Below are 23,999 nucleotides of genomic sequence, written 5' to 3' on the forward strand. Positions count from 1 at the left end.
CATGGCAGACGAACTCGAAGACATCAGCGGCGTCGGTCCCTCGAAGGCGGACGCGCTTCGCGAGGCCGGCTACGAGACGGTCGAGGACGTGAAGGCCGCCTCCCAGTCGGAGCTCTCCGAGGTCGACGGCGTCGGCAACGCGCTCGCCGCGCGTATCAAGGCCGACGTCGGCGGTCTGGAGGTCGACGAGGAGGCCGAAGCGGAGATCGAAGACGAGACCGACGAGGAGGCGGCCGAGGCGGCCGAGCCCGACGAGACGGTCGAGACGGAGCTTCGTCCCCGCGGCCACGCCGACAAGACGCCGGAGCTGGACGAGGAGACCGCTCGCGCGCTCGCACAGAAGCACCGCGAGGGGAAACCGCAGTTCAACCGGCAGGACTACCACAAGAAAAAGCGGATCCCGACGTCGTGGCGCAAGCCGCGCGGCGGGCTCTCCAAGCAGCGCCGCCGCATGAAGGCGAAGGGCCCCGTCGTCGAGGCGGGCTTCCGCTCGCCGACGGCGTCCCGCGGCCTCCATCCGAGCGGCTTCGAGGAGGTCCGCGTTCACAACACGGACGACCTCGAGGGCGTCGACGGCGACACGCAGGCGGTACGGATCGCCTCGAAGGTCGGCGGTCGGAAGCGCGAACTGATCGAGGACGAGGCGGAAGAGCGCGGTATCCGCGTGTTGAACCCGACCTACGTCGAGGTGGAGGTGGACGATGAGTGATCTGAAAGCCCAGAAACGACTGGCCGCGGACGAGCTCGACGTCGGCAAGGGCCGCGTCTGGCTCGACCCCGACGCCCAGGAGGAGATCGCGGACGCGATCACCCGCGAGGACGTTCGCGAGCTGATCGAGCAGGGAACGATCCGCGCGAAGGACGCGAAGACGAACTCCCGCGGTCGGGCCCGCGAGCGCGCGGAGAAGCGCTCGTACGGCCACAAGAAGGGTGCCGGCTCCCGGAAGGGGAAGGCCGGCGCGCGACAGAACACCAAAGACGACTGGAAGGCGCGGATCCGCGCACAGCGGGCCCGTCTGAAGGAGCTGCGTGACGAGGAGGACGTCCTCGACGCCACGGAGTACCGCACGCTCTACAACAAGGCGAGCGGCGGCGAGTTCGAGGACGTCGCCCGGCTGGAGGCGTACATCCGGACGCAGTACGGTTACGAGGTGAACGACTAATGGCGACAGGACCACGATACAAGGTGCCGATGCGGCGCCGCCGCGAGGTCCGGACGGACTACCACCAGAGGTTGCGCCTGCTGAAATCGGGCAAGCCTCGCCTGGTCGCTCGGGTGAGCAACGCTCACGTCAGGGCGCAGCTGGTCACTCCCGGACCCGACGGCGACGAGACCCACGCGGCCGCCTCCAGCGAGGACCTCGCGGAGTACGGCTGGGAGGCCCCCACGGGCAACCTCCCCAGCGCGTACCTCACGGGGTACCTCGCGGGCGCCCGCGCGGTCGAGGCCGGCCTCGAGGAGGCCGTCCTCGACATCGGGCTCAACACGGCGACGCCCGGCAACAAGACGTTCGCGGTACAGGAAGGAGCGATCGACGCGGGCCTCGAGATCCCCCACAACGACGACGTGCTGGCCGACTGGTCGCGCACGCGTGGCGAGCACATCGCCGCGTACGCCGAGCAGCTCGACGAGCCGCTGTACAGCGGGGAGTTCGACGCCGGCGAGTTACCCGAGCACTTCGACTCCGTGCTCGACGAGCTACAGGAGGACCATGAGTAGACACAACGACGGCTGGGAGCCGCGAACGCGGCTCGGCCGCAAGGTACAGAACGGCGACGTCACGTCGATGGAACAGGCGCTCGACTCCGGGCTCCCGCTGAAGGAGGCCGAGATCGTCGACCAGCTCCTTCCGGGGCTCGAAGACGAGGTGCTGGACATCAACATGGTCCAGCGCATGACCGACTCCGGCCGGCGCGTGAAGTTCCGGTGCGTCGTGGTGGTGGGCAACCGCGACGGCTACCTGGGCTACGCGCAGGCGCGGGACGACCAGGTCGGCGGCGCGATCCAGAAGGCGATCGACGTCGCGAAGCTGAACGTCATCGAGGTCGACCGCGGCTCGGGCTCCTGGGAGGACCAGCCCGGCGGAACGAACTCGCTGACGCGGACGGCGAAGGGCAAGGCCGGATCCGTCACCGTGGAGATCAAGCCCGCCCCGCAGGGGCTCGGGCTGGCCGCCGCGGAGACGGTGCGGAACATCTTAGAGCTCGCCGGCGTCGAGGACGCCTGGACGAACTCCGACGGCAACACCCGGACCACGGTGAACCTCGCGAAGGCGACGTTCAACGCCCTGGAGAACGCGGCGCAGTCCCGCACGCCCCAGCACGCGCGACAGGTCCACTACGACGAGGTGAGCGAGTGATGCAGGCGATCGTTCAGCTCCGCGGGGAGGTCAACGTGAACGAGGGCGTCGTCGACACGCTCGACATGCTGAACGTCGGGCGCGTCAACCACGCGACGTTCGTTCCGGAGACCGACTCCTACCGCGGCATGATCACGAAGGTGAACGACCTCGTCGCCTTCGGCGAGCCGAGCGTCGAGACGGTGGCGGCCACCATCGAGCGGCGCGGCGAGCCCCTCGAGGGCGACGCCGACGTCGACGACGCGTGGGTCGCGGAGAACACCGACTACGACGACGTGGCGGCGCTGGCCGAGGCGATCGTCGCCGAGGAGACGACGCTGCGCGAGCAGGGCGTCTCCCCGACGCTCCGCCTTCACGCGCCGCGCGGCGGCCACGACGGCATCAAACACCCGATCGTGGAGGGCGGCGAGCTCGGCCGCCATTCCACCGAGGAGATGGACGCGCTCCTGGAGGCGATGCGATGACGGACAAGAACCGCAGACAGCGCGGCTCCAGAACCCACGGCGGCGGCACGCACAAGAACCGGCGCGGCGCCGGCCACCGCGGCGGCCGCGGCGCCGCCGGGCGCGCGAAACACGAGTACCACAACTACGGTCCGCTCGGCAAGCACGGCTTCAAGCGTCCCGAGGACTCGAAGACGGAGGTCCTCGAGGTCAAAGCCCAGAAGCTCGACGAGGACGCGGCGCTGTACGTCGCCGACGGCCTCGCCGAGGAGGACGACGGCGCGTACGTCGTCGACGCCCGCGACGTCGTCGAGGACGGCCACGACGCCGACGTGGTGAAGGTGCTCGGCGGCGGACAGGTCCGCCGCGAGCTCCACGTCACCGCGGACGCGTTCACGGCCGGGGCGGTCGAGGGGATCGAGTCCGCCGGCGGCGAGGCGACGCTCTCGGAGCGCGCCGAGGAGGCCGCCGACGAAGCAGAAGGCACTTCCGACGACGAGACCGACGAGGCGTAACGATGAGTTGGAAGGAGGTCGCCGAACCGGTGCTCTCGCGGATGCCCGTCGTGGAGCGACCCGCGGGACACGTCCCGTTCAGACGCAAGCTCATGTGGACGGCGGGGATCCTGCTCGTCTACTTCTTTTTGACCAACATCAACCCGTTCGGTCTCGCGGCCGGACAGGGGAGCGACTTCTTCGGACAGTTCCGTTCGGTGTTGGCCGGCCAGCAGGGGTCGCTGTTACAGGTCGGCATCGGTCCGATCGTCACGGCGTCGATCGTCCTACAGCTGCTCGGCGGCGCGAACCTGCTCGGGCTCGACACCGACGACCCGCGTGACCAGGTCCTCTATCAGGGCCTCCAGAAGCTGCTCGTGGTCATCGTCACGGCGCTCACGGCCGCGCCGATGGTGTTCACCGGCGAGTTCCTTCCAGCGGACCAGGCCATCGGACAGGCGCTCGGGATCGGCGAGTTCGGCGTCCAGTTCCTGATCTTCGCACAGATCTTCGTCGGCGGCGTCCTCATCCTGTTCATGGACGAGATCGTGAGCAAGTGGGGCGTCGGCTCCGGCGTGGGGCTGTTCATCATCGCCGCCGTGAGCCAGCAGATCGTCGGCGGCTTCTTCAGCTTCTCGGCGCTCGGCGCCACCGGCTTCTTCGCGAGCTGGTATGGGATCGTCTTCGGCGACGTTCCCGTCTCGCTGTCGCCGTTCACGAGCGAGGGGCTCCAGAACCTGCTTTTCACGCCAGGAAACGTCCTCGCGCTGTTCACGACGGTGTTCATCTTCGGGATCGTCGTGTACGCGGAGTCGGTCCGCGTCGAGATCCCGCTGTCGCACGCCCGCGTGAAGGGTGCTCGGGGACGGTTCCCGGTGAAGCTCATCTACGCGTCCGTGCTGCCGATGATCCTCGTTCGCGCGCTCCAGGCGAACGTCCAGTTCCTCGGGCAGATCCTCTCCTCGCAGTGGGCGGGGATGCCCGCGTGGCTCGGCGAGTACAGCGACCAGGGTGAACCCCTCTCCGGGCTGTTCTACTACCTGAACCCGATCCAGTCGCGGACCGAGTGGATGTGGTTCCTCGGCGAGATCCCGGCGTCGGTCGAGCCGTGGATGATCGCCGTCCGGCTCGCCATCGACCTGACGTTCATGGTCGTCGGCGGCGCGATCTTCGCGATCTTCTGGGTCGAGACCACCGGCATGGGGCCGGAGGCGACGGCCCAGCAGATCCAGAACTCCGGGATGCAGATCCCCGGCTTCCGGCGGAACCCGCAGGTCGTCGAGAAGGTCATGGAGCGCTACATCCCGCAGGTGACCGTCATCGGCGGCGCGCTCGTCGGACTGCTCGCCGTGATGGCGAACCTGCTCGGCACCATCGGGCAGGTCTCCGGCACCGGGCTGCTGCTCGCGGTCTCGATCACCTACAAGCTGTACGAGGAGATCGCCGAGGAGCAGCTCATGGAGATGCACCCGATGATGCGCCAGATGTTCGGCAACGAGTAACGAACATCTCCACTTCCTTCGGACGCACTCGACGCTGAGCCGTCGGTCCGTCGTTCCCGAACTGCGGGCCGCCGACCGGCGGAAGATGGATATTTTTTAAGCGGCCACCCCGAAGCACGGGTAGATGAACCGACGACGCGAGCACGCGTCGCCCCGAGGTGACGGCGATGGGTGCTGAAGAGAGCGCGGACGCGCCGGTCGTCGCCAGCTTCTTCGCCGGCTGCGGCGGGCTCGATCTGGGGTTCGAGCGGGCCGGCTTCGACGTGGTCCTGGCGAGCGACCAGTGGGAGCCGGCCGCGGAGACGTACCGGCGGAACCGACCGGACGTGCGGTTCCTCGAGGCGGACGTCCGCGAACTCGATGACGACGACCTCGAGCGCGCACTCCGCGAGACGGGCCACGGGGTCGAGGACGTCGACGTCGTGATCGGCGGTCCGCCGTGTCAGGGGTTCAGCCGGCTCAACAACGAACGCATCGAGCTCGACGAGATGGAGAAGGACCGGCGGAACACGCTCTTCGAGGAGTTCCTCCGGATGGTCACGGTCCTCGACCCCCAGCTCGTCCTGATGGAGAACGTCCGCGATCTGATAAACCGGGAGACGAGCGACGGCCGGTACGTGAAGGACCTCATCGTCCGGGAGTTCGAGTCGGAGGGGTACGACTGCGAGTACCGTGTGCTCGAGGCGGAGCGGTACGGCGTCCCCCAGAAGCGCCGGCGGCTCTTCTTCGTCGGGACGAACCGCGACGTGCCGATCCGTTTTCCGGAGCCGACGACGCCGGCTGAACCGAGCTGGCGGACGGCGGGCGAGGCGCTCGCCGACGTCGACGACGACCTCCCGAACATGCGGTACGCCGACACCGGCGAGAGGACGCTCGAGCGGATCCGCCACGTCCCGCCGGGCGGCTACTACCGCGACCTCCCCGACCGTCTGAAGACGAAGAAGTACCGCTGTGACTGTGCGGACACCGACGCCTGCCCGCACGAGCCGGAGATCGTGAAGCGGTACGGGACGTACCTCCGGCGGCTCCATCCCGAGGAGCCGTCGCTGACGGTGAGCACCAACGTCTTCATCCACCCGACGGCGGACCGGTACCTCACGCCGCGCGAGATGGCCCGTCTCCAGACGTTCCCCGACGAGTTCGCGTTCGAGGGGACGAAGACGGAGGTCCTCCAACAGATCGGCAACGCGGTCCCGGTCGGGCTGGCGGAGGCGCTCGCGGATCGGTTCCGCGAGTACTACCCCGAGATCCGCGAGGCGGACCGCGCCGACCCGGACGTGTACGAACAGCAGTCGCTCACCGACATCGCGTGAGTCGGGACGCCCCGGCTCGATCCGACCCGGCCTACCCGAACGTCACCCGATAGACCGTCTTGATCCGGGGTTTCCGGGTGCTCCCGCTGTACTGTCCGTACATGTCGATCCGGAACGCGGCCTCGCCGTCCACGTCGAAGAAGATCGAGGTGTCGTTCGACTCCGTCGTGTAGATCGACAGCTCGCCGGTACCCTCCTGGAACTTCCGGAGCGGGGCGCGCTCCATCGAGGCGAAGCCGTGGAAGTTGCCGGCGGCGGTCACCTTACACGCGACCACGTTCGCGTCGAGGCGGACGTGCTCGAGGAGTCGCTCGCGAAGCGTGGCCTCGTCGGCGTCCCGGAACGCGCGGAACTTCTCGGCGAAGACCGGCGTCATCGCGGCGGCCATGTCCGAGCCGCCGCACTCCTCGGCGACGAACTCCCGCGTCACCCGCTCGTAGGTCGCGAACTCCTCGGGGGTCAGAAGCTCGTCGACGGGCTTCCCGAAGACGTCCTCGGCGACCTTCGACGCGAGGGTGTTCCGGACGTTGATGGCGGTGCTCGAGGTGAGCTTCAGCGAGTACCCCTTGCTCTGCCCCTCGCCGTGGACGACGACGTCGACGTCGTCGGTCGGGTCGGTCTTCCGCGCGTCGCCCTCCTCGGTCGCGCGCTCGATCGCGAAGGGCGTGTGCTCGCGGACGAACCGCGCGGCCTCGCGAGCCCCGATCCGCACCCGCTCGCGTTCGTTCGCGTCGAGGTGGGCGAGTTGCGCCTCGGTGTCCGGCTGCGGGTCGTCCCCGTTGAGTTCGTCGCGCGTCCACGTCTCGTGGGCCTTCCCGAGGCGTTCGGGGCTCCGTGGCATGCGTTCTCGCCGAGTCGCCGGGGGGTCTTACCTTTTCGGTTCGGCCGCGCGGATCGCCGTTTCGTCCCGCCGGGGCCCGACGCCTCCGGGGGTACGTCGAGGGCGCGGTCCGGGGGACGAACGGAGCGCGGGCCTTTTGTCCCGTATCGACGAACTCGGGGCATGAACGTCGAGGAGGGCGGGATCACGGTCGACGTCCCCGAGGCTCGCGACGGCGCGAGCGAGGGGACCGGCGGGGGGGTCTTCTTCAACCCCACACAGGAGCTGAACCGGGACGTCACGGTCGCGACCCTACGCGCGTACCGCGAGCGCGAGCCGCGCACGGCGACGTACCTGGACGCGATGGCCGCCTCGGGGATCCGGGGGGTCCGCGCCGCGGCCGAGGGATACGACGCGACCTGCGCCGACGTCGACGCCGACGCGGTCGACCTGGCCGAGCGGAACCTCGCTGCGAACGGCCTGGACGGCGAGGCGGTCCACCGCGACGTCAACGCGCTGTTGTACGACGAGGGGCCGTTCGACGTGGTGGACCTCGACCCGTACGGGACGCCGATCCCCTTCGCCGACGCGGCGTTCGCGAACGGGCGGAACCTCGTCTGCGTCACCGCCACCGACACCGCGCCGCTGTGTGGCGCGCACCTCGCGAGCGGGATCCGCAAGTACGGCGCGGTGCCGCGGAACACCGACTACCACCCGGAGATGGGCCTCCGGACGCTGATCTCCGCGTTGGTCCGGACCGCCGCGCGGTACGACAAGGCCGCCCGCCCGATCCTCTCACACGTCTCGCGACACTACGCGCGGACGTATCTCGAACTCGAGTCGGGCGCGCGCGCCGCCGACGACGCGGTCGAGGAACTGGGGTACGTCGACAACTGCGAGGACTGCCTCTGGCGGGAGCCGACCGCCGGACTGATCGCGGACCCCGTCGACGCCTGTCCGGTCTGCGGGGGCGAGCGCGTGCTCACGGCCGGGCCGCTCTGGCTCGGTCCGGTCGCCGACGCCGAGTTCGCTCGGGCCGTCCGCGACCGCGTCACCGACGACATGGGCGAGGCGAAGCGGGCGCGGAAGCTGCTCGCCACCGTCGCACGCGAACTGGACACGCCGACCCACTACGACCAACACCGGCTGTACAAGGAGTGGAGCGAGCCCGCCATCGGCATGGAGGCGTTCGTCGAGCGGCTCCGCGCGGCGGGCCACGAGGCGAGCCGGGCGCACTACCGCGGGACGGCGGTCAAGTCGTCGGCGTCGATCCCGGAGATGCGCGAGGCGGTCCTCGGCGACGGGGCGTAGCCGGACGGCGGGCGACGCTCCGGGGCGACGACGCCCCGGAACGGCGGTCGACCCCGGCGCGCTTTTGGTGCCGTCGGTCGAACCCCGGACGTGTCCCGCCGCCAGCCGCCCACGCTCGACACCGTCCGCCGCGTCGTCGACCTCGCGCTGGACCGACAGGTGACGTTCCTCGCGGCCGCGATCGCCTACTACGCGTTCGTCTCGCTCGTGCCCGCGCTGCTGTTGCTCGTCGTCGTCGCGAGCGCGGCGTTCGGCGAGACGATCGCCGCCGGCCTCCTCGCGGCCGCGGGCGACTTCCTCACGCCCGCGGGCGAGGAGGCCGTCGCCGCGGCCGTCTTCTCCGCGAGCGGGCGGACTGGGGCGGGACTTCTGGGGGTCGGCCTCCTGCTGTGGTCGACGCTGAAGGTGTTTCGCGGGCTCGATACGGCCTTCGGCGTGCTCTACGGCGGCGAGTCCCCGCCCGGCTTCCGCGAACAGGTCGCCGACGCGGTCGCGGTCGTGCTCGGCGTCGGCGTCGGTCTCGGCGTGATGGTCGGCCTCGGCGCGTTCCTGGCGGCCGCGGACGCGATCCCGGCGGTCGAGGCGGCGAGCATCCTCGCGTTGCCCGCCGTGCTCACGGTCGTGTTCCTCCCGCTGTACTACGTGCTCCCGGAGCCGGCGATCGGCGTCCGGGAGGCGCTGCCCGGCGCCGCGTTCGCGGCCGTCGGCTGGACGCTGCTCCAGGCCGGCTTTCAGCTGTACGCCGCGAGCGCCGGCCGGTACCAGGTGTACGGCGTCATCGGCGGCGTCCTGCTGCTCGTGACCTGGCTCTACCTCGCGGCGGTCGTCGTCGTCGCCGGCGGCGTGGTCAACGTCGTGCTCGCGGACCGGGACGGGGACGCCGGGGCCGTCGACGACCGACGGCGCGACGACCGTGGTCCGGACCGGCAGTTACAACACGACCGCGACCGACCCACGGGTATGAACGGCGAGTCGGACGGTGCCGGGGACGCCGGCGACGCGGAACGCCCCCGCGGCGCGCCGGACGTCGCGGCGCTCGAGGAGGAGCTCGGCGAGTTGCGCGCGGAGCTCGACGAGTTCGAGACGGACGTCGAGGACCGCACGGTCGACAGACCCGAACTGGAGTCCGAGCTGAAACGGTACGTCCGCACGCGGATGCGTCGCGGCCACGCCCGCGGCTGGGGGCCGTACCTCGTCCTCCTGTACGGGACGGTGCTGACGCTCGGCGCGTTCGTGTTCCTCCGGGGGATCTACGCGATCGCGGCGATACTCGTCCTCGGGCTGTCGACGCTGGGGCTGTACACGCTCTTCGTCCTCGTCGGCGTCGGGCTCAACCTCTTGGAGACGCCCGGCAAGGCGCTCGACTACGCGCGAAACCGCGGGGACGACTGACGGCCGTGACCGGGCTCGTCTCCGCGGAGCGCGGGATCGGCGGGACCGCCCTCGCCGACGCGCTTCCCGAGATCGTCGTCGTCGTCTTCGCCGCCGTCACCCACCTCGCGGACCCGTGGTTCCTGTTCGCGCTGCTCGCGGTCGGCTACTGGTTCGCGGACGACCGGTTCGCGGGGTCGCCGCGTCGGGCCGGCGCGACCGCCATCGCGGTCGTCACCTGTGCGTACGCCGCGGTCGCGGTCGCGAAGGCCGGCTTCGCGGTCCCGCGGCCGCCCGGCGCGACCGGGCCCGCCGACGTCCCGACGTGGCTGCCCGTCCTGCTCTCTGGGTGGTACGAGGGACAGGTGCTCTCCGACGGCTTCGGCTTCCCGAGCGGCCACGCCACCGGCGGCGCGGCCGCCTACGGCGCGCTGGCGCTCGCGTACGACCGCCTCTGGACGCTCCGGCGGCGCGCGGTCGCGGCGGTCGCCGTCGCGGTCGCCGTCGCGGCCTCGCGAGTCGTCATCGAGGTCCACTACGCGGTCGACGTGATCGCCGGGCTGCTGCTCGGCGCGGCCGTCGTCGCCGGCGCGCTCGCGCTCGCCGGCGACCCGCGGCTCCGGGCGGGAGGGAACGCCGCCGCGGACGCCGTCGCCGCCCCCAGCGCCGACGACCCCACCGCCGCGCTCGACCCGACCCTCGCGTTCGTCCTCGCGGCGGCCGTCTCGGCCGTCGCCGCCGGGATCGCCGTCGCCGGGGGCCACACCGGCGAGGTCGTGGAGGCGGGCATCGGGATCGCCACCGGCGTCGGCGGCGCGGTCGGCTGGCGGTTCGTCGACGGCGACGAGCCGCCGGTCCCGGTCCGGGTCGCCGTCCCCCCGCTCGCGGTCACCGGCGCGCTCTGGGTCGGCGCGTACGCGCTCGCCGACTCGCTCGTCGTCACGCTCGCCGCGACGACCGTCGCGGTCGTCGCCGTGGTCGCGCTCCCGGCGCTCGCGGACGGACGGGTCGGTGGAACCGGGAACGCCGTCTGACCGGCGGCGCGTCAGCGACTACCGACGTGGCGGAAAAAACGGAGAGTCGGGCGTTCGGCGCGTTCAGAACGTCTCCAGGTAGCGGTCCTCCTCCCACTGGGAGACCTGGGTGAGGTACTCGCTGAACTCCTGGGATTTGGCCTCCGCGAACTTCTCGGAGACGTGCGGGCCGAGCGCGTCCTGGATGACGTCGTCGTCCTCGAGCGCGTCGACCGCGGCGCCGAGGTTCGGCGGCAGCGTGTCGATGCCGTACTCCTCGCGTTTGGCGTCGTCGAACTCGTAGATGTCCTCGCGGACCGGGTCGCCGGGGTCGGCGTCGTTCTCGATCCCGTCGAGGCCGGCGGCGATGAGCGACGCCATGCCGAGGTAGGGGTTACACGACGGGTCCGGGCTGCGGACCTCGAAGCGCGCGGAGACGCCCGCGGCGTCGGGGACGCGGACCAGCGCCGAGCGGTTCGTGTCGGACCACGCGACGTAGATCGGCGCCTCGTAGCCGGGCACCAGCCGCTTGTAGGAGTTCACGGTCGGGTTCGTGACGGCGGTGAACGCGGGCGCGTGGTTCAGGATCCCGCCCATGAACTGGTAGGCGGTCTCGCTCAGGTTGAACTCGTCGTCGTCGTCCGCGAAGGCGTTGCCGTCCTCGTCGAAGAGCGAGATGTGGCTGTGCATCCCCGAGCCGTTGATCTCGGCTATCGGCTTGGGCATGAACGTCGCGTGGAGGTCGTGTTGGGCGGCGACCGCGCGGACGACGGCGCGGAACGTCGCGATGTTGTCCGCGGTGGTGAGCGCGTCGGCGTACTTGAAGTTGATCTCGTGTTGGCCCTCGGCGACCTCGTGGTGGGAGGCCTCGATCTCGAAGCCCATCTCCTCTAAGGTGAAGATGATCTCCTTGCGGACGTCGCTCGCGAGGTCCTTCGGCGCGAGGTCGAAGTAGCCGCCGTTGTCGTGGGGGATCGTCGTCGCGTTCCCGTCGTCGTCGGTCTTGAAGAGGAAGAACTCCGGCTCGGGGCCGATGGAGACGGAGTAGCCCATCTCCTCGGCTCTCGCGAGGACGCTCTTGAGCACCTGCCGCGGGCCGCCGACGAACGGCTCGCCGTCGGTGTCGACGATGTCACAGATGAGCCGGGCGGCGGCGGAGTCGTCGTCGCCGTTGCTGCGCCACGGGAGCACCGCGAACGTCTCGGGGTCCGGGACGAGCCGCATGTCGGACTCCTGGATGCGGACGAACCCCTCGATGGAGGAGCCGTCGAAGTAGATGCCCTCGGTGAACGCCTTCTCGGCCTGGTGGGCCGGCACGGAGACGTTCTTCACGACGCCGAGGATGTCGGTGAACTGTAACCGCAGGAAGTCGACGTTCTCCTCCTCGATCTCGTCGAGTACCGCCTGTTCTTCGGCCGTGAGGCCGCCGTCCGGTTTCGGGTTCTCGCCGGTCATGTTTTGGACAGTTACGTCGTTATCTGCCAGTATAAAGGCCTTGTCGCTTGACGCATGAACCGCCGTGGCCCCGTCAGTAGTGGACGTTCGTAAAATTCTAAACCCCCCAAACCGTGATCGAACCCAATGACGTACGAAAACCTCGACGCCAAGCTCGTGAACTCGCTTCTCGGAAACGGTCGCGCCAGCCTCCGGAGCCTCGGGGACGAGCTCGACGTCTCCGTGACGACCGTCTCGAACCACCTGCGGGACCTCGAGGACGAGGCGGTCATCCGCGGGTACAGCCCGGTCGTCGACTACGACCAGCTCGGCTTCGACGTGACCGCGATCCTCCAGTTGAAGGTCGAAGGGAGCGCGCTGCCGGACGTGACCGAGAAGCTCCGCGAGCAGAAGCAGATGATAAGCGTCTACGAGGTCACCGGCGACTACGACGTGATCGCGATCGGGAAGTTCACCGACACCGACGGGATGAACGACCAGATCAAGGAGATCCTCACCGACGCCGACATCCGCGAGTCGAACACCAGCGTCGTCCTCAACGCGGTGGTCGAGAACAAGCAGTTCGAACTCGACCTCACCGAGGAGTAGCGGGTCTCGGCGGGTCGTCCTCGGCGGTCGTGCCGGTCCGACGGCGAGAGTTAGCTCTCCGCGAGCCGTCGGACCGCGTCCGCGATCACGTCGACGCCGACGTCGATACACGCCTCGTCGACGTCGAAGTACGCCGTGTGGTGGCCGTCCGGGTTGCTCCCGCCGACGCCGAGATACGTCGCCGTCCCGCCCCGTTCCTGGACGCGCCGGATCAGGTAGGAGGCGTCCTCGCTGCCGCCGAACTCCTTCGTTATGACCTCCTCGACCCCGTCGGTCGCGCCCGCCGCCGCCTCGACGACCTCCACGACGGAGGCGTCGTTCTCGAAGGTCGTCGTCTTCCCGTAGAGGCTCGTCTCGTAGTCCACGTCGTGCATCGTCGCCGCGCCGTCGACGACCTCGCGGGCCCGCCCGAGCATGTACTCGTTGAGGTCGTGGGTCTCGCCGCGGACCTCGACGCGCATCGTGGTCTCCTCACAGATGACGTTCTGGGCGTTGTCGGCGTTCACCCGCCCGACGTTGATCCGGGTCGCGCCGTCGCCGTGTCTGGCGATCCCGTAGAGGTTCCCGATCGCCGCCGTGGCCGCCTGGAGGGCGTTCCGCCCGGCGTGGGGTTGGCCGCCGGCGTGGGCCGGCGCGCCGGAGAAGGTCACGTCGAGCTTGGCGTTCGAGAGGGGGGCGTCGTAGCTGGAGACGACCGTGCCGGCCGGCTCGTCGAGGCCGACGTGGACCGCGAGCAGGTGGTCGACGTCGTCGAGGTGGCCCGACTCGGCCATGGGCTTGCCGCCGCGGCCGCCCTCCTCCGCGGACTGGAAGAACAGCTTGAGCGTGCCGTCGAAGCCGCCCTCCGCGAACGCGCGGGCCACGCCGAGCCCGATGGCGGCGTGGGCGTCGTGGCCGCAGGCGTGCATCTCGCCGGGATGGACGCTCGCGAACCCCTCGGCGGCCGGCCGGTGGTCGTCGTCCATCGCCTCCTGGCGCTCCAGGGCGTCGATGTCGGTGCGGAGCCCGATCGTCGGGCCGTCGCCGAACGTGCGGGTCGCGATCACGCCCGTGACGTCGCCCATCCGGTCGAGGTACTCCGCGGGCGCACCCTCCTCGCGGGCGCGCTCGCGGGCGGCGGCGACCTCGTCCGCGGGCGGGACGCCCATCCGCGAGTCGGGGTCGACGGTGTCCTCGCCGAGGAACACGTCGTATCCCAGTTCCTCGAGTTCGGCCGCGAGCAGGGCCGAGGTCCGGAACTCCTTCCAGCCGGCCTCCGGATGTCGGTGGAGGTCGCGGCGGATCTCCGCGAGCGAGCTGTCCGTGAACGTCGTCAGTGGCTCCATGCGCGTCCCCTCAGCGCCGAGCCGAAAAAGCGTTGAGTAAACGGAGAAACGCGCCCCGGCGGGACGGGGAGGGCCGTCGACCGACCGATTCGCGAAAATCGGTTCTCGTAGGGGAACGTTTATGAAACATTCAGCGGATCGACACGAACGAATCCATGACACGTGTGCTGAAGGGGTCCGGATTTCTCGGACTGGCGGTCATGATGGCCGTCGGGTTACACCAGTTCGTGATGCTCGCGAGCGGCAGCGTCGTGCCGCCGTGGATGATCGGCGGACACGCCCACCTCGGCGTGCTCTCCATCCTCGCGATCGTGATGGGCTTTGCCGTCCCCGCGCTCGGCGTGACCGGGACCACACGGACCGCCGTGACCGGGCTCTTCGTCGCCGGACAGTGGGGGATCCCCGGGATCGTCTGGCTCGGCGAGGGGTTCGGGCTGGCGTTCCTCATGCCGACCGGCTTCCTCTGGGGCGGTGCCCTGATCGTCTCGATGCTGATCATGTTCTACTACTCGGTGACGGCCCCGACGGAGGGGACCGGCGGCGGTTCGTCGAGTTTCGCGCCCGGCGACGACTGAGCGCCGGGAACGACGGGACGGTCGACGGCGGAGGCTTCGGCGACCGTCCCTCGTTCGGAACGAGATCGCATGAGACGGCCGCTGTATTTCGAGTGCTTATAACACGGGTGTTACAGGTGGTCTTACTCTGACAGAAACGCGATCGTTGCTGGCGCGGTGAACACCGCCAAAGCCCCAGTCGCGAGGACTCGCGCGCCTTGTTGCGCGCCTCACTCGGTCGCTCACTGTATTCGCTCCCTCGTTGCGGTCTTACTGCGGCGTGCTTCGCCCTCACGACTACCCCTTTGAGTCCCACCCGACCGCAACCGCCCCGCACCTCACGCCTCCCCAGCCTCGTCGCCGGCGGCTTCGCCGCCGGCTGCCAGAGGCGCGTAGCGCCTCGCTGCGGCTCCCTTCGGTCGCCGCGTCCCTCGCGGGCTCCTCGCGCCCTATCGGGCGCTCGGAGGCGCGCCACCGTCTGGGGATCGGTCGACGCCGAGCGGTTACGTCCCGCCGTCGTCCGCCTTCCGGAGCAGTTCGATCGCCGGCAGCGGCTCGCCGGTGAGCGCGCGGATGTACGCGCCGCCGGCGATGGAGACGTGCGAGAAGTCGTCCTCGTCCAGCCCGTACATGCCGATCGCCCGCGAGGTGTCGCCGCCGCCGACGACCGAGAAGCAGTCCGTCTCGGCGATGGCCTCGAGGACGCCGACGGTGCCGTCGGCGAAGCGCTCGTCCTCGAAGACGCCGAGCGCGCCCTTCACGAAGACGGCGTCGGACTCGCGGATGGGGGCGTCGTAGTCGGCGACGGTGTCGGAGCCCACGTCGAGGTACGCGTCGGTCTTCTCGTCGACGTCGGCCACGGGAACCTCGGCGCGGTCGCCGTCGGCGCCCTCGTAGGCGAGGTCGCTCGCGAGCCGGATCGCGTCGCCGCGCTCCTCGAGGATCGCCTCGACGGTGTCGCGGTTCGCCTCCCACTGCTCGTCGAAGAGGTCCATCCCCTCGAGGTCGCGGCCGACCGGGTGGCCCGCCGCGCGTAAGAAGAGCTCGCCGGCGACGCCGCCGAGCAGGAAGCGGTCGACGCGGTCGCCGAGGGCGTCCATCACGCCGATCACGTCGGTGGCCTTCGTCCCGCCGACCACCATCGTGACCGGGCCGTCGAACTCCCTGCGGGCGATGGCGGTGTTGGCCTCGTACTCCGTGGCCATCACGCGGCCGGCGTAGGCGGGCAGCGCGACCGGGAAGCCGACCAGCGAGGCGTGTCTCCGGTGGGCCGCGGAGTAGGCGTCGTTGACGTACGCGTCGAAGCGCGGGGCGAGCGTCCGGACGAACTCCGTGTCGGCCTTCTCCGCCGGCGACGCCTCCGGTAGCTCGTCGTCGCACATCCGCGTGTTCTCGAGGAGGAGCACGTCGCCCGCCGCGAGCGCCTCGATCGCCGCGAGCGCCTCCTCGCCGTGGGTGTCGGCGACGAACTCGACATCGCGGCCGACGTGGTCGGCGAGGATCCCGGCGTGGCCCGCAAGCGACGTGAAGTCGTCGCGGCCGGGGCGGCCCTGGTGGGCTACGAGGACGACGCGGTGGCCGGCGTCGGCGAGGTCGCGGACCGTGCGCGCGTGTCGCTCGAACCGGCGGTTGTCCTGCGGCTCGCCGTCCTCGATCGGGGAGTTCAGGTCGAGGCGGACGAGCACGCGCGAGTCGGCGGGCAGGTCGTCGATGGTCTGGAACGTGGACATGGGTGGGACCGGGTGTGTCGGTGTGTCCGTCGGCAGGGGTTGTGAATTCCGGGGAAACGCGGCGGTTACGCCTCCGCGTTCACGTACGCGGCCATGTCGAGCATCCGGCAGGAGAAGCCGTACTCGTTGTCGTACCACGTGAGGACCTTGAGCAGGCCGCCGTCGGCGATGACGTTGGTGGACGGGAGGTCGACGTAACTCGAGAAGGGGAGGCCGGTGACGTCGCTCGAGACGACCTCGTCGTCGGTGTAGCCGAGCACGCCCGCGAGCGGGCCGTCGTCGGCGGCGGCGCGGAACGCGTCGTTGATCTCCGCCGCGGTCACGTCCGCCTCGAGGTCGACGACGAACTCCGTGATCGACCCCGTCGGGACGGGGACGCGGATCGCCATCCCGTCGATCTTGCCGTCGAGCTGCGGGAGGACCTTCTGGGCCGCGCCGGCCGCGCCCGTCGAGGTCGGGACGATGTTCTCGGCGGCGGCGCGCCCGCGGCGGGTCTTCGCCTTCGGGCCGTCGATGAGCGCCTGCGAGCCGGTGTAGGCGTGGACGGTGGTGAGGGTGCCGGACTCGATGCCGAACTCGGCGTCGAGCACCTTCGCGACGGGCGTGATGGAGTTGGTCGTACACGAGGCGTTCGAGACCACGTCCTCGCCGTCGTACTCGTCGTGGTTGACGCCGTAGACGAGCTGTTTGACCGGCTCCTCGCCCTTCGGCGGCGCGGAGATGACGACGGTGTCGGCCCCGCCGTCGAGGTGCGCGCTCGCGTCCTCCCTCGTCCGGAAGATGCCGGTACACTCCAGGGCGACGTCGACGTCGAGGTCGTCCCACGGCAGGTCGGCGGGGTCCTGGACGTTGAAAAGCGGCACCGACGTGCCGCCGATCGTCAGTTCGTCGCCGTCGAGTTCGATCCCGTCGAGCCGTCCCATGACGGTGTCGTACTTCGCGAGGTAGCCCATGTCGTCGAACTCCATCACGTCGTTGACCCCGGCGAGTTCGATACGGGGGTCCTCCAGCACCGCGCGGAGGACGTTGCGGCCGATCCGACCGAACCCGTTGAGCCCGACCCGCACGACCTCCTCGTCGGGTACCTCGTCGCCAGCGGACAGATACGATTTACTCATATGCGAAAAAGCGGGGCGCAGCCACTTAAATCCGCCCGAGTCGTGTGAACCCGGCGCGGAGCGGGTCTCACACGGTCGATCCACGGGATATCGGCCGTCGACAGAAGGCTTATCGGGGAGACCGCCCTCACACGAAGCATGGACAGAGACGACCGAGACGACCCGTTCGGCGACTTCTTCGAGGAGATCGAACGGATGATGAACGAGATGGCCGGGAGCGGACACGGAGCCGACGACGCCGGCTTCGGGTCGGAGACGCACGTCGACGCGTACGCGACCGAGGACTCCGTTCGACTCGTCGCCGACCTCCCCGCCGTCTCGAAAGAGCAGCTCTCCTTACAGTGTGACGGGGAGGCGCTCACCATCTCGGCGGCCTCCGACAGGCGCGAGTACGACGAGACCGTCGAGCTTCCCGCGACCGTCGACGAGCGGTCCGGCGAGGCCACGTTCAACAACGGCGTACTCGAGGTCGAGTTCGACCGCGACGACGACTCCGCCTCCATCGACGTCGTCTGATCCCCCGTCGCCCGCTACCCGTTCTCCGCGACCCGCCGGATCAGTCCCGCGAGCCGGTCGTAGAAGTCCGGCTCGTACTTCGTCGCCGCGTCGACCGTCGGCCGGGCGTTCGTCTCGTTGATCAGGAAGCGACCGTCGCGCTCCAGCAGGTCGACGCCGAGGTAGTCGATCCCGAGCGCCGCCGCCGCCCGCTCGGCAAGCTCGCGGGCCTCCGCGGCGAGGTCGACGCCGGCGGCCTCCGCGCCGCGGTGAACGTTGTGTTTCCAGCGGCCGGCCGCGAGCGCGTCGGCGGGGAGTTCTCGACGGACCGCGCCCGCGTAGGCCCCGTCGACGACCATCACCCGGTAGTCCCGCGCGTCGGGGAGGAACTCCTGTATCAGGTACGACTTGTCGCCGGTCGCGCGGTAGTCGTGTGCGAGGTTCAGGTAGTCGACGACGCCCAGAAGCGAGTCGAGGTCGGTCGCCTTCGCGACGCCGACGCCGCGGGTCGCCGAGTTGGGCTTGACCACCACGGGGAACTCGAAATCGGCGGCCGCCTCGGCGACGACCGACTCGTCGACCGGGTTGGACAGCAGCGTCGTCCGCGGGACGGGGAGTCCGGCCGCCGAGAGCGCCGCGAGCACTCCGGCCTTGTTCCGGGAAGTCACCACCGCGTCCCGGTCGTTCACCCACGGGACCGACAGCCGCCGGTCGAGGACCGCACCCTCCATGAGCCGCGAGGGATAGACGAACCCGACGTCGAACTCCGCCGCGTCCGCCCCCGTGTGATCCTCTCTCCCGCCCGAGTCGAGCCGGAACGCCCGCTCCTTCGCCCGGACGTGGTCGACGGCGATCCCGCGGTCCGCGAGCGGCTCGCGGACGCGTTCGTACGTCTCCGCGGCGGTGGTCATCGCGAGCCGGATGGGATCGGTCACGGTCGAGAGCCGACGGCTATCGCGCCCCGCACCCGGCGCGGTTCCGGCGGGGCGACGCGACCGCGATCACTGGAGGTGGCCCTCCTCGCGGAGCTGTTCGGCCTCGTTCTTCTCGTACCGCCAGGAGATGTCGGCCTTCTCGTCCTGCCAGTCCCACGGTTCGACGAGGACGATGTCGTCCTCGCGGATCCAGACGCGCTTTTGCATCCGCCCCGGTATCCGGGCCGTCCGTTCCTTCCCGTCCGCACAGCGGACCTTCACGCGGTTGGCACCGAGCATCTCGACGACCTCCGCGAACACCTCGTCGTCGTCGGGCATCCGGAGGTCGCGCCGGCCCTGGCCGTCTCCGTCGGTCATGCGTGGCGGGTGATACGTGTCCCACCCGATAAAAGCCCCACTCTCCGGCGCGGCGCTCCCGGTCCGACGCGGCGGCCCCGAGTCGGCCGATTTAAGCGGCCGTGGCGGGAGACGCCGGACATGCGGGACACGCTCAGACTGGAGGGGATCGCCGGCGTCGTCGTCGTGGTCCTCGCGATCGCGGTCGTGACGCTTCGAGACCCCGTGATCGGCGGGGGACTGATGCTGCTCGTCGCCGGCCTGGCGCTGATCGCCAAGGGCGTCGCGACGTCGACGATGCGCGCGTTCGGCCTGACGTGAGACCGACGCGGCGGGTGAGACTCGACGCGGGAGGGCGTGACGCGCGGTGACGGCGGCGGAGCGCGGGCGAAAGGGCTATGGTTGCCCGTCTCCGCCGCTTCGACATGGCACGGATCCCCGAGTTCGCGGTCGAACTGTTCGAACTCCTCGCGCTCGTCGTCGGGTCGGGCGTGGCGTCGGTCATCGGCGTCTCGCTGGAGCGCGTCGGCGTCGCCGGCCTCGCGGGCGGCGACCTCGCGGTCGGGCTGTGGGCGCTCGTGATGGGCCTCGTCGCGCTGTACGTCGGCGTCGTCGGGCTCGGCTACGAGCAGGTGCTCCCCCGCCTCCGCGCGCTCGTCGTCGACGCGTGAGGCTTCGGCGGCGGCCGGCTCGCGCGGGTCACAGCTCGCCCGCGGCGGCTAACTCGCGGACGCGGGCCGCGCGCTCGCGGATCGCCTCGCGCTCCTCCCGGTCCTTGTCCTCGACGTGTGAGTACATCAGTCCCATCCGCCCGGTCCCGCGGAGCGTCGCCTCGTGTTCCATCAGGAAGTCCCAGTAGAGCGCGTTGAACGGGCAGGCCCCCTCGCCGGTCGTTCGGGAGACGGCGTACGGACACGACGCGCAGTGGTCGCTCATGCGGTTCACGTAGCTCCCCGAGGCGACGTACGGCTTCGAGGAGAGGACGTCGCTCCCGAACGATCCCATGGCGACCACGTTCGGCGTCGTCACCCAGTGGTACGCGTCGACGAACCCGAGGTGGAACCACTCGTTGAGGTCGGCGGGGTCGACGCCGTGGATCGTCGCGAAGTTCGACAGGACCATCAGCCGCTCGATGTGGTGGGCGTAGCCGTGCTCGCGGACGTGGCCGACCGCCTCCGAGAGACACCGCATGTCGGTCTCGCCGTCCCAGTAGAGCGGCGGGAGCGCTCGCTCCTGGTCGAGCCGGTTCGCGTCAGCCAGTTCCGGCATCGCCTCGCGGTAGACGTGACGGACGAACTCGCGCCAGCCGAGCACCTGCCGAACGAACCCCTCGGCCGCGTTGAGCGGGACCGGCGGGAGGTCGTCGGCGGTGCCGTCCCCCCCGCCGCCCGTCGCGAACGCGTCGAGCGTCGTCTCCGACCCCGCGGGGTCGACGTCGGGATCGAACGCCCCCGGTTCGACGCCGCGCGTCTCGTAGGCCGCCTCGACCGCCCGGACCGGCTCCCGCGGGTCGAGGAGCCCGAGGTTGATCGCGGGAGAGAGCAGGGAGTGTGCGAGGAACGGCTCGCCGCCGACCATGGCGTCCTGATACCGGCCGAACGCGGGGAGCCCGCGGGCGACGAACGCGTCGAGCGCCCGCAGCGCCTCCCTCCGGGTCACGGGCCACGCGAACGTCTCGAGCGAGCCGTCGCCCCACGTGTCGAACCGGTCCCGGACCCACGCGTGCGTCTCGCGGGTGAGCGCGTCCGGCTCGAACCGCGGACGCTCCGGCGGCGTCCACGCCTCCGGCGGCGTCTCGCGGTTCCGGTCGTCGAAGTTCCACTCGCCGCCCTCGGGCTCGTCGCCGTCCATCAACACGCCCGTCTCCCGGCGGACGTGGCGGTACCAGTTCTCCTGGCGGTACGTGCGGTCCACGGTGCCGTCCGCGCGGATCGCGGCTCCGTCGTCGTTCCGCTCTCCGTCGTTCCGCTTCGCACCGCTTCGTTCCTCGTCGCCCGCCGATCCCCCGGCCCACGCGCGCCAGTCGGCCGGCGTCGTCCAGAACAGCTCGTTCTCGCGAAGCGCCAGGGACCCGCCGCGCGCCTCGACGACCCCGCGGAGCCGCTCGCCCGCCCCGTGGCTCGCGGGTCGCATGAGCTCGAGGGCGGCGTCCGGCCGCTCGGCGAGGAACGTCGCGATCCCCTCCCCGAAGGAGTCCGCCTCGAGGTAGGTCACGTCGTGGCCGCGGTCGCGGAGGTCGTCGCGGAAGTGGCGCATCGCCGAGAAGACGAGCGTCAGCTTGTGTGCGTGGTAGCGCCGCCGGGCCGCGAACCCGTGCGCCTCGATCAGGAGGACGTCGTCGGCGGCCTCGAGCGCGTCCAGATCGGGATTGAGCTGGTCGCCGAGCAGCCAGAGGGTCGTGTCGCTCACGCCCGATCGCACGGGGCCGAGTCACATAGCTTCGGGGTCGGCCGTCCCGGTTCGAGAGCGACCGATCCGGAAGCGACCGATCCGGGGAGGAACACCCGCCCTTTTTATTCGCCGTCGACGACGGCCGGGACATGGACGAGATCCTCACCAACTGGCTTCTCGGGCTGATCGCCGCCCTCCTGGCCGTGCTCGTGCTCGACTCGACCGGCCAGCCGTTCCTCGACCCCCTCGCGCCCGTCGCGAACGTGCTCGCGCTCGTGACGTTCCTCGCGTTCGTCATCCTCACCGGCGCGTTCCTCGTGTACACCGCGTCGTTCCGGCGGGAGTGACCCCGCCGGCGGCCGATCGGTGAAACCGCGCGACCCCACGAACACTTTTGCTCGCGGCCGCCCACGCCGACCCATGGAGTACACGACGCTCGGCAACACCGGCACGACCGTCTCGAAGATCTGTCTCGGCTGTATGAGCTTCGGCGACCGTGACTGGCGCGAGTGGGTCCTCGACGAGGAGGAGGGCAAGGCGCTCGTCGAGCGCGCGCTCGAGCTCGGGGTGAACTTCTTCGACACCGCCAACATGTACTCGAACGGCGAGTCCGAGCGGATCCTCGGGGAGGCGCTGGAGGGCCACCGCGAGGAGGCGGTCGTCGCCACGAAGGGGTACTTTCGGATGGACGAGTCGAACCCGAACTCCGGCGGGCTCTCGCGGAAGGCGATAGAACAGGAGCTCGAGAACAGCCTCGACCGGCTCGGAATGGAGACGGTCGACCTCTATCAGATCCACCGGCTCGACCCGGAGACGCCGATCGAGGAGACGCTTCGCGCGCTCGACGACGCGGTCCGGCGCGGGAAGGTCCGCCACCTCGGGGCCTCCTCGATGTGGGCCCACGAGTTCGCCGAGGCGCTCCACGCGAGCGACCGGCTGGGGCTCGACCGGTTCGCCACGATGCAGAACCACTACAACCTCGTCTACCGCGAGGAGGAACGCGAGATGCTCCCGCTGTGTGAGAAGGAGGGGATCGGCGTGATCCCGTGGAGCCCGCTCGCGCGCGGCTACCTGGCGCGCCCCGACGACGACGTCGACGCGACGAGACGCGGGGAGACCGAGGAGCACCTCTACCGACACCCCTACCGCGAGGGCGGCGGCCCCGCGGTCAACGCCCGCGTCGCGGAACTGGCGGACGAGAAGGGGGTGAAGATGGCGCAGATCGCGCTCGCCTGGCAGTTCCACAAGGAGCCGGTCGACGCGCCGATCGTCGGCACGACGAGCGTCGAACACCTAGAGGACGCGGTGGAGGCGCTCGACATCGATCTCTCCGACTCCGACGTCGAGTGGCTCGAGGAGCCGTACGAGCCGGTCCCCGTCTCCGGACACGACTGACTCCCCGACGCGTATTCGGTGTATTAGGGCATATATAGGCAACGTACTTACCGTGCGGGTGAATATCACCCGCACATGACCGACGACGGCGACGAGGCCTCGGTCCGGTCGAGCACCGAGTACGCGCGTAGCCGGGTCCGGTGTCCGAACTGCGGGGACCACGTCCCGGCGGTCGGCCGGGACGCCGGGGCGACGGAGTGTCCGAACTGTCGAACGCAGGTCCGCAACTGAGCGGCCGACGCGGGTCGACCGCGCCGTCGAACCGGGAGCGACAACCCTTTTCGGCCGGGCTCCCGAATCGGGGCGTATGCCAGACGACGACGCCACCGAGCCCGAGGCGGGCGACGACCGGGCCGACGACGGCGACGAACAGGCCGACGACGAGGAGAAGTCCTTCCGCGAGCGCGTCGAGGAGATCCGCGAGCGACGCGAGAAGGAGCGCGAGGAGGGTGACCGACCCGATCCCGAGGAGATGATGGGCGGCGGTGGCGGCGGCCCGCCGGGCATGGGCGGCGGTGGCGGCGGCAACCCCTTCGCACAGATGATGTCCGGCATGATGGGCGGCGGCGGCCCCGGCGGTCAGGGCGGCCCGCCGGGCATGGGCGGCGGTCCGGGCGGCCCCGGCGGTCGCGGCGAGGAGGGCGGCGAGCAGGTCGGCAACGAGGAGCTCGTCCGCGAGGTACGCCAGCTCCGCGACGAGGTCCGCGACGCGACCCGCCAGCTCCAGCGCATCGCGCAGGCGCTCGAGGACGACTGACCGGCGTCGGGTCACCTTCTCAGCGTTACCCCGAAGCTCACCAGTGGCGAGACCGATCCTCGGCTCGATCAACATAGGAAGGAGTGAGCGATCGCCGGAGCGGTAGCGCGCCGGTGAGTGCCCGGAGGGCACGAACCCGACCGCGAGGGACGCGGCGAGCGGTGAAACCGCGAGCCGCGAGGCTGGGGAGGCGTGAGGTGCGGATACGGAACGCCCACCACCACGACCGTCCGGGCGTCGTCGCCGTCGAAGCTCACTCCCTCGGCGAGCGTCCCCCACAGGGAGGTGAAAAG

The 23,999-nt window shown here is 70.3% G+C and carries 28 protein-coding genes and 1 pseudogene; 20 read left to right on the forward strand and 9 right to left on the reverse strand.

Annotation, left to right across the window (positions count from 1 at the left end):
- Position 1 precedes the first annotated feature (1 nt).
- The 8 genes from DJ70_RS05980 to DJ70_RS06015 all read left to right on the forward strand — a co-directional run bounded on the left by DJ70_RS05980 (position 2) and on the right by DJ70_RS06015 (position 6,112).
- The gene (locus DJ70_RS05980) at positions 2–709 is read left to right on the forward strand and encodes a 50S ribosomal protein L32e (RefSeq protein WP_094531067.1); all 708 of its coding nucleotides are present in this window, start codon (positions 2–4) and stop codon (positions 707–709) included.
- Positions 702–1,163 carry a 50S ribosomal protein L19e gene (locus DJ70_RS05985; RefSeq protein WP_094531069.1) on the forward strand — a complete coding sequence of 154 codons (462 nt, stop codon included), beginning with the start codon at positions 702–704 and terminating at the stop codon, positions 1,161–1,163. Before DJ70_RS05980 ends, DJ70_RS05985 begins: the two co-directional genes overlap by 8 nt.
- Complete coding sequence (locus tag DJ70_RS05990; RefSeq protein ID WP_094531071.1) at positions 1,163–1,720, forward strand: 50S ribosomal protein L18; 558 nt, start codon at positions 1,163–1,165, stop codon at positions 1,718–1,720. The genes DJ70_RS05985 and DJ70_RS05990 overlap by 1 nt, the downstream gene beginning before the upstream one ends.
- Positions 1,713–2,360 carry a 30S ribosomal protein S5 gene (locus DJ70_RS05995; protein ID WP_094531072.1) on the forward strand — a complete coding sequence of 216 codons (648 nt, stop codon included), beginning with the start codon at positions 1,713–1,715 and terminating at the stop codon, positions 2,358–2,360. The genes DJ70_RS05990 and DJ70_RS05995 overlap by 8 nt, the downstream gene beginning before the upstream one ends.
- Positions 2,360–2,824: a 50S ribosomal protein L30 gene (locus tag DJ70_RS06000; protein WP_066413575.1), complete on the forward strand. Its 465-nt coding sequence runs from the start codon at positions 2,360–2,362 to the stop codon at positions 2,822–2,824. The genes DJ70_RS05995 and DJ70_RS06000 overlap by 1 nt, the downstream gene beginning before the upstream one ends.
- Positions 2,821–3,318 (forward strand): uL15m family ribosomal protein, encoded by a 498-nt coding sequence (locus DJ70_RS06005; protein WP_094531074.1) that lies wholly within the window; start codon positions 2,821–2,823, stop codon positions 3,316–3,318. Before DJ70_RS06000 ends, DJ70_RS06005 begins: the two co-directional genes overlap by 4 nt.
- Before the next feature lie 2 nt (positions 3,319–3,320).
- Complete coding sequence (secY, locus tag DJ70_RS06010; protein WP_094531076.1) at positions 3,321–4,799, forward strand: preprotein translocase subunit SecY; 1,479 nt, start codon at positions 3,321–3,323, stop codon at positions 4,797–4,799.
- Between the two features lie 167 nt (positions 4,800–4,966).
- Complete coding sequence (locus DJ70_RS06015; protein ID WP_094531112.1) at positions 4,967–6,112, forward strand: DNA cytosine methyltransferase; 1,146 nt, start codon at positions 4,967–4,969, stop codon at positions 6,110–6,112.
- A gap of 31 nt (positions 6,113–6,143) precedes the next feature.
- Here DJ70_RS06015 and DJ70_RS06020 read toward each other — a convergent pair whose 3' ends face one another.
- Positions 6,144–6,953, reverse strand: a complete 810-nt coding sequence (locus DJ70_RS06020) for a hypothetical protein (RefSeq protein WP_094531078.1) — start codon at positions 6,951–6,953, stop codon at positions 6,144–6,146.
- A 162-nt stretch (positions 6,954–7,115) separates the two neighbouring features.
- On the opposite strand from DJ70_RS06020, the gene DJ70_RS06025 reads away from it, so the two are divergent.
- From DJ70_RS06025 to DJ70_RS06035, 3 genes are all read left to right on the forward strand, one after another.
- A complete protein-coding gene (locus DJ70_RS06025) occupies positions 7,116–8,243 on the forward strand; it encodes a tRNA (guanine(26)-N(2))-dimethyltransferase (RefSeq protein ID WP_094531080.1) in 1,128 nt (375 codons plus the stop codon).
- 90 nt (positions 8,244–8,333) lie between these two features.
- Positions 8,334–9,635, forward strand: coding sequence for a YihY/virulence factor BrkB family protein (locus tag DJ70_RS06030; protein ID WP_094531082.1), 1,302 nt, complete (start codon positions 8,334–8,336; stop codon positions 9,633–9,635).
- A 5-nt stretch (positions 9,636–9,640) separates the two neighbouring features.
- Positions 9,641–10,648, forward strand: a complete 1,008-nt coding sequence (locus DJ70_RS06035) for a phosphatase PAP2 family protein (protein ID WP_094531084.1) — start codon at positions 9,641–9,643, stop codon at positions 10,646–10,648.
- A 63-nt stretch (positions 10,649–10,711) separates the two neighbouring features.
- Here DJ70_RS06035 and glnA read toward each other — a convergent pair whose 3' ends face one another.
- Positions 10,712–12,082 carry a type I glutamate--ammonia ligase gene (gene glnA / locus DJ70_RS06040; protein WP_094531086.1) on the reverse strand — a complete coding sequence of 457 codons (1,371 nt, stop codon included), beginning with the start codon at positions 12,080–12,082 and terminating at the stop codon, positions 10,712–10,714.
- A gap of 126 nt (positions 12,083–12,208) precedes the next feature.
- Between glnA and lrp the strand changes: the two genes are divergently transcribed.
- Positions 12,209–12,670, forward strand: coding sequence for an HTH-type transcriptional regulator Lrp (gene lrp, locus DJ70_RS06045; RefSeq protein WP_094531088.1), 462 nt, complete (start codon positions 12,209–12,211; stop codon positions 12,668–12,670).
- A 50-nt stretch (positions 12,671–12,720) separates the two neighbouring features.
- On the opposite strand, the gene DJ70_RS06050 is transcribed toward lrp, so the two are convergent.
- Entirely contained in the window at positions 12,721–13,995 is a 1,275-nt protein-coding gene (locus DJ70_RS06050) for an amidohydrolase (RefSeq protein ID WP_179233986.1), read from the reverse strand.
- A 155-nt stretch (positions 13,996–14,150) separates the two neighbouring features.
- Between DJ70_RS06050 and DJ70_RS06055 the strand changes: the two genes are divergently transcribed.
- Positions 14,151–14,570 (forward strand): hypothetical protein, encoded by a 420-nt coding sequence (locus DJ70_RS06055; RefSeq protein WP_094531090.1) that lies wholly within the window; start codon positions 14,151–14,153, stop codon positions 14,568–14,570.
- Between the two features lie 482 nt (positions 14,571–15,052).
- Here the strand turns inward: DJ70_RS06055 and DJ70_RS06060 are convergent, their stop codons facing one another.
- Both DJ70_RS06060 and gap read right to left on the reverse strand, forming a co-directional pair.
- Positions 15,053–16,279 (reverse strand): phosphoglycerate kinase, encoded by a 1,227-nt coding sequence (locus tag DJ70_RS06060; protein WP_094531092.1) that lies wholly within the window; start codon positions 16,277–16,279, stop codon positions 15,053–15,055.
- Between the two features lie 65 nt (positions 16,280–16,344).
- Positions 16,345–17,397 carry a type I glyceraldehyde-3-phosphate dehydrogenase gene (gene gap, locus DJ70_RS06065; RefSeq protein ID WP_094531094.1) on the reverse strand — a complete coding sequence of 351 codons (1,053 nt, stop codon included), beginning with the start codon at positions 17,395–17,397 and terminating at the stop codon, positions 16,345–16,347.
- A 138-nt stretch (positions 17,398–17,535) separates the two neighbouring features.
- Between gap and DJ70_RS06070 the strand changes: the two genes are divergently transcribed.
- Positions 17,536–17,913, forward strand: a complete 378-nt coding sequence (locus DJ70_RS06070) for an Hsp20/alpha crystallin family protein (RefSeq protein ID WP_094531096.1) — start codon at positions 17,536–17,538, stop codon at positions 17,911–17,913.
- Positions 17,914–17,927: 14 nt separating this feature from the next.
- Here the strand turns inward: DJ70_RS06070 and DJ70_RS06075 are convergent, their stop codons facing one another.
- Entirely contained in the window at positions 17,928–18,803 is an 876-nt protein-coding gene (locus DJ70_RS06075) for an ATP-grasp domain-containing protein (protein WP_094531116.1), read from the reverse strand.
- A gap of 90 nt (positions 18,804–18,893) precedes the next feature.
- Positions 18,894–19,184, reverse strand: coding sequence for a translation initiation factor eIF-1A (gene eif1A / locus DJ70_RS06080; RefSeq protein WP_094531098.1), 291 nt, complete (start codon positions 19,182–19,184; stop codon positions 18,894–18,896).
- A 120-nt stretch (positions 19,185–19,304) separates the two neighbouring features.
- On the opposite strand from eif1A, the gene DJ70_RS06085 reads away from it, so the two are divergent.
- Positions 19,305–19,484 (forward strand): DUF7470 family protein, encoded by a 180-nt coding sequence (locus tag DJ70_RS06085; RefSeq protein ID WP_094531100.1) that lies wholly within the window; start codon positions 19,305–19,307, stop codon positions 19,482–19,484.
- Between the two features lie 104 nt (positions 19,485–19,588).
- Positions 19,589–19,834, forward strand: coding sequence for a hypothetical protein (locus DJ70_RS06090; RefSeq protein WP_094531102.1), 246 nt, complete (start codon positions 19,589–19,591; stop codon positions 19,832–19,834).
- Between the two features lie 28 nt (positions 19,835–19,862).
- Here DJ70_RS06090 and DJ70_RS06095 read toward each other — a convergent pair whose 3' ends face one another.
- Positions 19,863–21,572 (reverse strand): cryptochrome/photolyase family protein, encoded by a 1,710-nt coding sequence (locus DJ70_RS06095; RefSeq protein WP_094531104.1) that lies wholly within the window; start codon positions 21,570–21,572, stop codon positions 19,863–19,865.
- 131 nt (positions 21,573–21,703) lie between these two features.
- On the opposite strand from DJ70_RS06095, the gene DJ70_RS06100 reads away from it, so the two are divergent.
- The 4 genes from DJ70_RS06100 to DJ70_RS06110 all read left to right on the forward strand — a co-directional run bounded on the left by DJ70_RS06100 (position 21,704) and on the right by DJ70_RS06110 (position 23,706).
- Positions 21,704–21,901 (forward strand): hypothetical protein, encoded by a 198-nt coding sequence (locus tag DJ70_RS06100; RefSeq protein ID WP_094531106.1) that lies wholly within the window; start codon positions 21,704–21,706, stop codon positions 21,899–21,901.
- 73 nt (positions 21,902–21,974) lie between these two features.
- Positions 21,975–22,949: an aldo/keto reductase gene (locus DJ70_RS06105; RefSeq protein ID WP_094531108.1), complete on the forward strand. Its 975-nt coding sequence runs from the start codon at positions 21,975–21,977 to the stop codon at positions 22,947–22,949.
- Between the two features lie 75 nt (positions 22,950–23,024).
- A complete protein-coding gene (locus tag DJ70_RS17300; RefSeq protein WP_179233987.1) occupies positions 23,025–23,180 on the forward strand; it encodes a hypothetical protein in 156 nt (51 codons plus the stop codon).
- A gap of 76 nt (positions 23,181–23,256) precedes the next feature.
- Positions 23,257–23,706, forward strand: coding sequence for a hypothetical protein (locus DJ70_RS06110; RefSeq protein ID WP_094531110.1), 450 nt, complete (start codon positions 23,257–23,259; stop codon positions 23,704–23,706).
- Positions 23,707–23,896: 190 nt separating this feature from the next.
- Here the strand turns inward: DJ70_RS06110 and DJ70_RS18030 are convergent.
- Positions 23,897–23,999: pseudogene (locus DJ70_RS18030) on the reverse strand (helicase C-terminal domain-containing protein); the annotation flags it as partial.

Origin of the sequence: Halorubrum halodurans (assembly GCF_002252985.1) — an archaeon.
GTDB classification, from domain to species: Archaea; Halobacteriota; Halobacteria; order Halobacteriales; family Haloferacaceae; genus Halorubrum; species Halorubrum halodurans.

What these genes read in the sequence shown, in the direction of transcription:
- secY (WP_094531076.1), top strand. Translation starts at nt 3,321, where the DNA reads ATGAGTTGGAAGGAGGTCGCCGAACCGGTGCTCTCGCGGATGCCCGTC.
- DJ70_RS17300 (WP_179233987.1), top strand. Translation starts at nt 23,025, where the DNA reads ATGACCGACGACGGCGACGAGGCCTCGGTCCGGTCGAGCACCGAGTAC.
- DJ70_RS06075 (WP_094531116.1), bottom strand. Translation starts at nt 18,803, where the DNA reads ATGACCACCGCCGCGGAGACGTACGAACGCGTCCGCGAGCCGCTCGCG.
- DJ70_RS05990 (WP_094531071.1), top strand. Translation starts at nt 1,163, where the DNA reads ATGGCGACAGGACCACGATACAAGGTGCCGATGCGGCGCCGCCGCGAG.
- DJ70_RS06025 (WP_094531080.1), top strand. Translation starts at nt 7,116, where the DNA reads ATGAACGTCGAGGAGGGCGGGATCACGGTCGACGTCCCCGAGGCTCGC.
- DJ70_RS06090 (WP_094531102.1), top strand. Translation starts at nt 19,589, where the DNA reads ATGGCACGGATCCCCGAGTTCGCGGTCGAACTGTTCGAACTCCTCGCG.
- DJ70_RS06055 (WP_094531090.1), top strand. Translation starts at nt 14,151, where the DNA reads ATGACACGTGTGCTGAAGGGGTCCGGATTTCTCGGACTGGCGGTCATG.
- DJ70_RS06005 (WP_094531074.1), top strand. Translation starts at nt 2,821, where the DNA reads ATGACGGACAAGAACCGCAGACAGCGCGGCTCCAGAACCCACGGCGGC.
- DJ70_RS05985 (WP_094531069.1), top strand. Translation starts at nt 702, where the DNA reads ATGAGTGATCTGAAAGCCCAGAAACGACTGGCCGCGGACGAGCTCGAC.
- glnA (WP_094531086.1), bottom strand. Translation starts at nt 12,082, where the DNA reads ATGACCGGCGAGAACCCGAAACCGGACGGCGGCCTCACGGCCGAAGAA.
- gap (WP_094531094.1), bottom strand. Translation starts at nt 17,397, where the DNA reads ATGAGTAAATCGTATCTGTCCGCTGGCGACGAGGTACCCGACGAGGAG.
- DJ70_RS06085 (WP_094531100.1), top strand. Translation starts at nt 19,305, where the DNA reads ATGCGGGACACGCTCAGACTGGAGGGGATCGCCGGCGTCGTCGTCGTG.
- DJ70_RS06020 (WP_094531078.1), bottom strand. Translation starts at nt 6,953, where the DNA reads ATGCCACGGAGCCCCGAACGCCTCGGGAAGGCCCACGAGACGTGGACG.
- DJ70_RS06070 (WP_094531096.1), top strand. Translation starts at nt 17,536, where the DNA reads ATGGACAGAGACGACCGAGACGACCCGTTCGGCGACTTCTTCGAGGAG.
- lrp (WP_094531088.1), top strand. Translation starts at nt 12,209, where the DNA reads ATGACGTACGAAAACCTCGACGCCAAGCTCGTGAACTCGCTTCTCGGA.
- DJ70_RS06000 (WP_066413575.1), top strand. Translation starts at nt 2,360, where the DNA reads ATGCAGGCGATCGTTCAGCTCCGCGGGGAGGTCAACGTGAACGAGGGC.
- DJ70_RS06050 (WP_179233986.1), bottom strand. Translation starts at nt 13,995, where the DNA reads ATGGAGCCACTGACGACGTTCACGGACAGCTCGCTCGCGGAGATCCGC.
- eif1A (WP_094531098.1), bottom strand. Translation starts at nt 19,184, where the DNA reads ATGACCGACGGAGACGGCCAGGGCCGGCGCGACCTCCGGATGCCCGAC.
- DJ70_RS05980 (WP_094531067.1), top strand. Translation starts at nt 2, where the DNA reads ATGGCAGACGAACTCGAAGACATCAGCGGCGTCGGTCCCTCGAAGGCG.
- DJ70_RS05995 (WP_094531072.1), top strand. Translation starts at nt 1,713, where the DNA reads ATGAGTAGACACAACGACGGCTGGGAGCCGCGAACGCGGCTCGGCCGC.
- DJ70_RS06060 (WP_094531092.1), bottom strand. Translation starts at nt 16,279, where the DNA reads ATGTCCACGTTCCAGACCATCGACGACCTGCCCGCCGACTCGCGCGTG.
- DJ70_RS06015 (WP_094531112.1), top strand. Translation starts at nt 4,967, where the DNA reads ATGGGTGCTGAAGAGAGCGCGGACGCGCCGGTCGTCGCCAGCTTCTTC.
- DJ70_RS06105 (WP_094531108.1), top strand. Translation starts at nt 21,975, where the DNA reads ATGGAGTACACGACGCTCGGCAACACCGGCACGACCGTCTCGAAGATC.
- DJ70_RS06110 (WP_094531110.1), top strand. Translation starts at nt 23,257, where the DNA reads ATGCCAGACGACGACGCCACCGAGCCCGAGGCGGGCGACGACCGGGCC.
- DJ70_RS06100 (WP_094531106.1), top strand. Translation starts at nt 21,704, where the DNA reads ATGGACGAGATCCTCACCAACTGGCTTCTCGGGCTGATCGCCGCCCTC.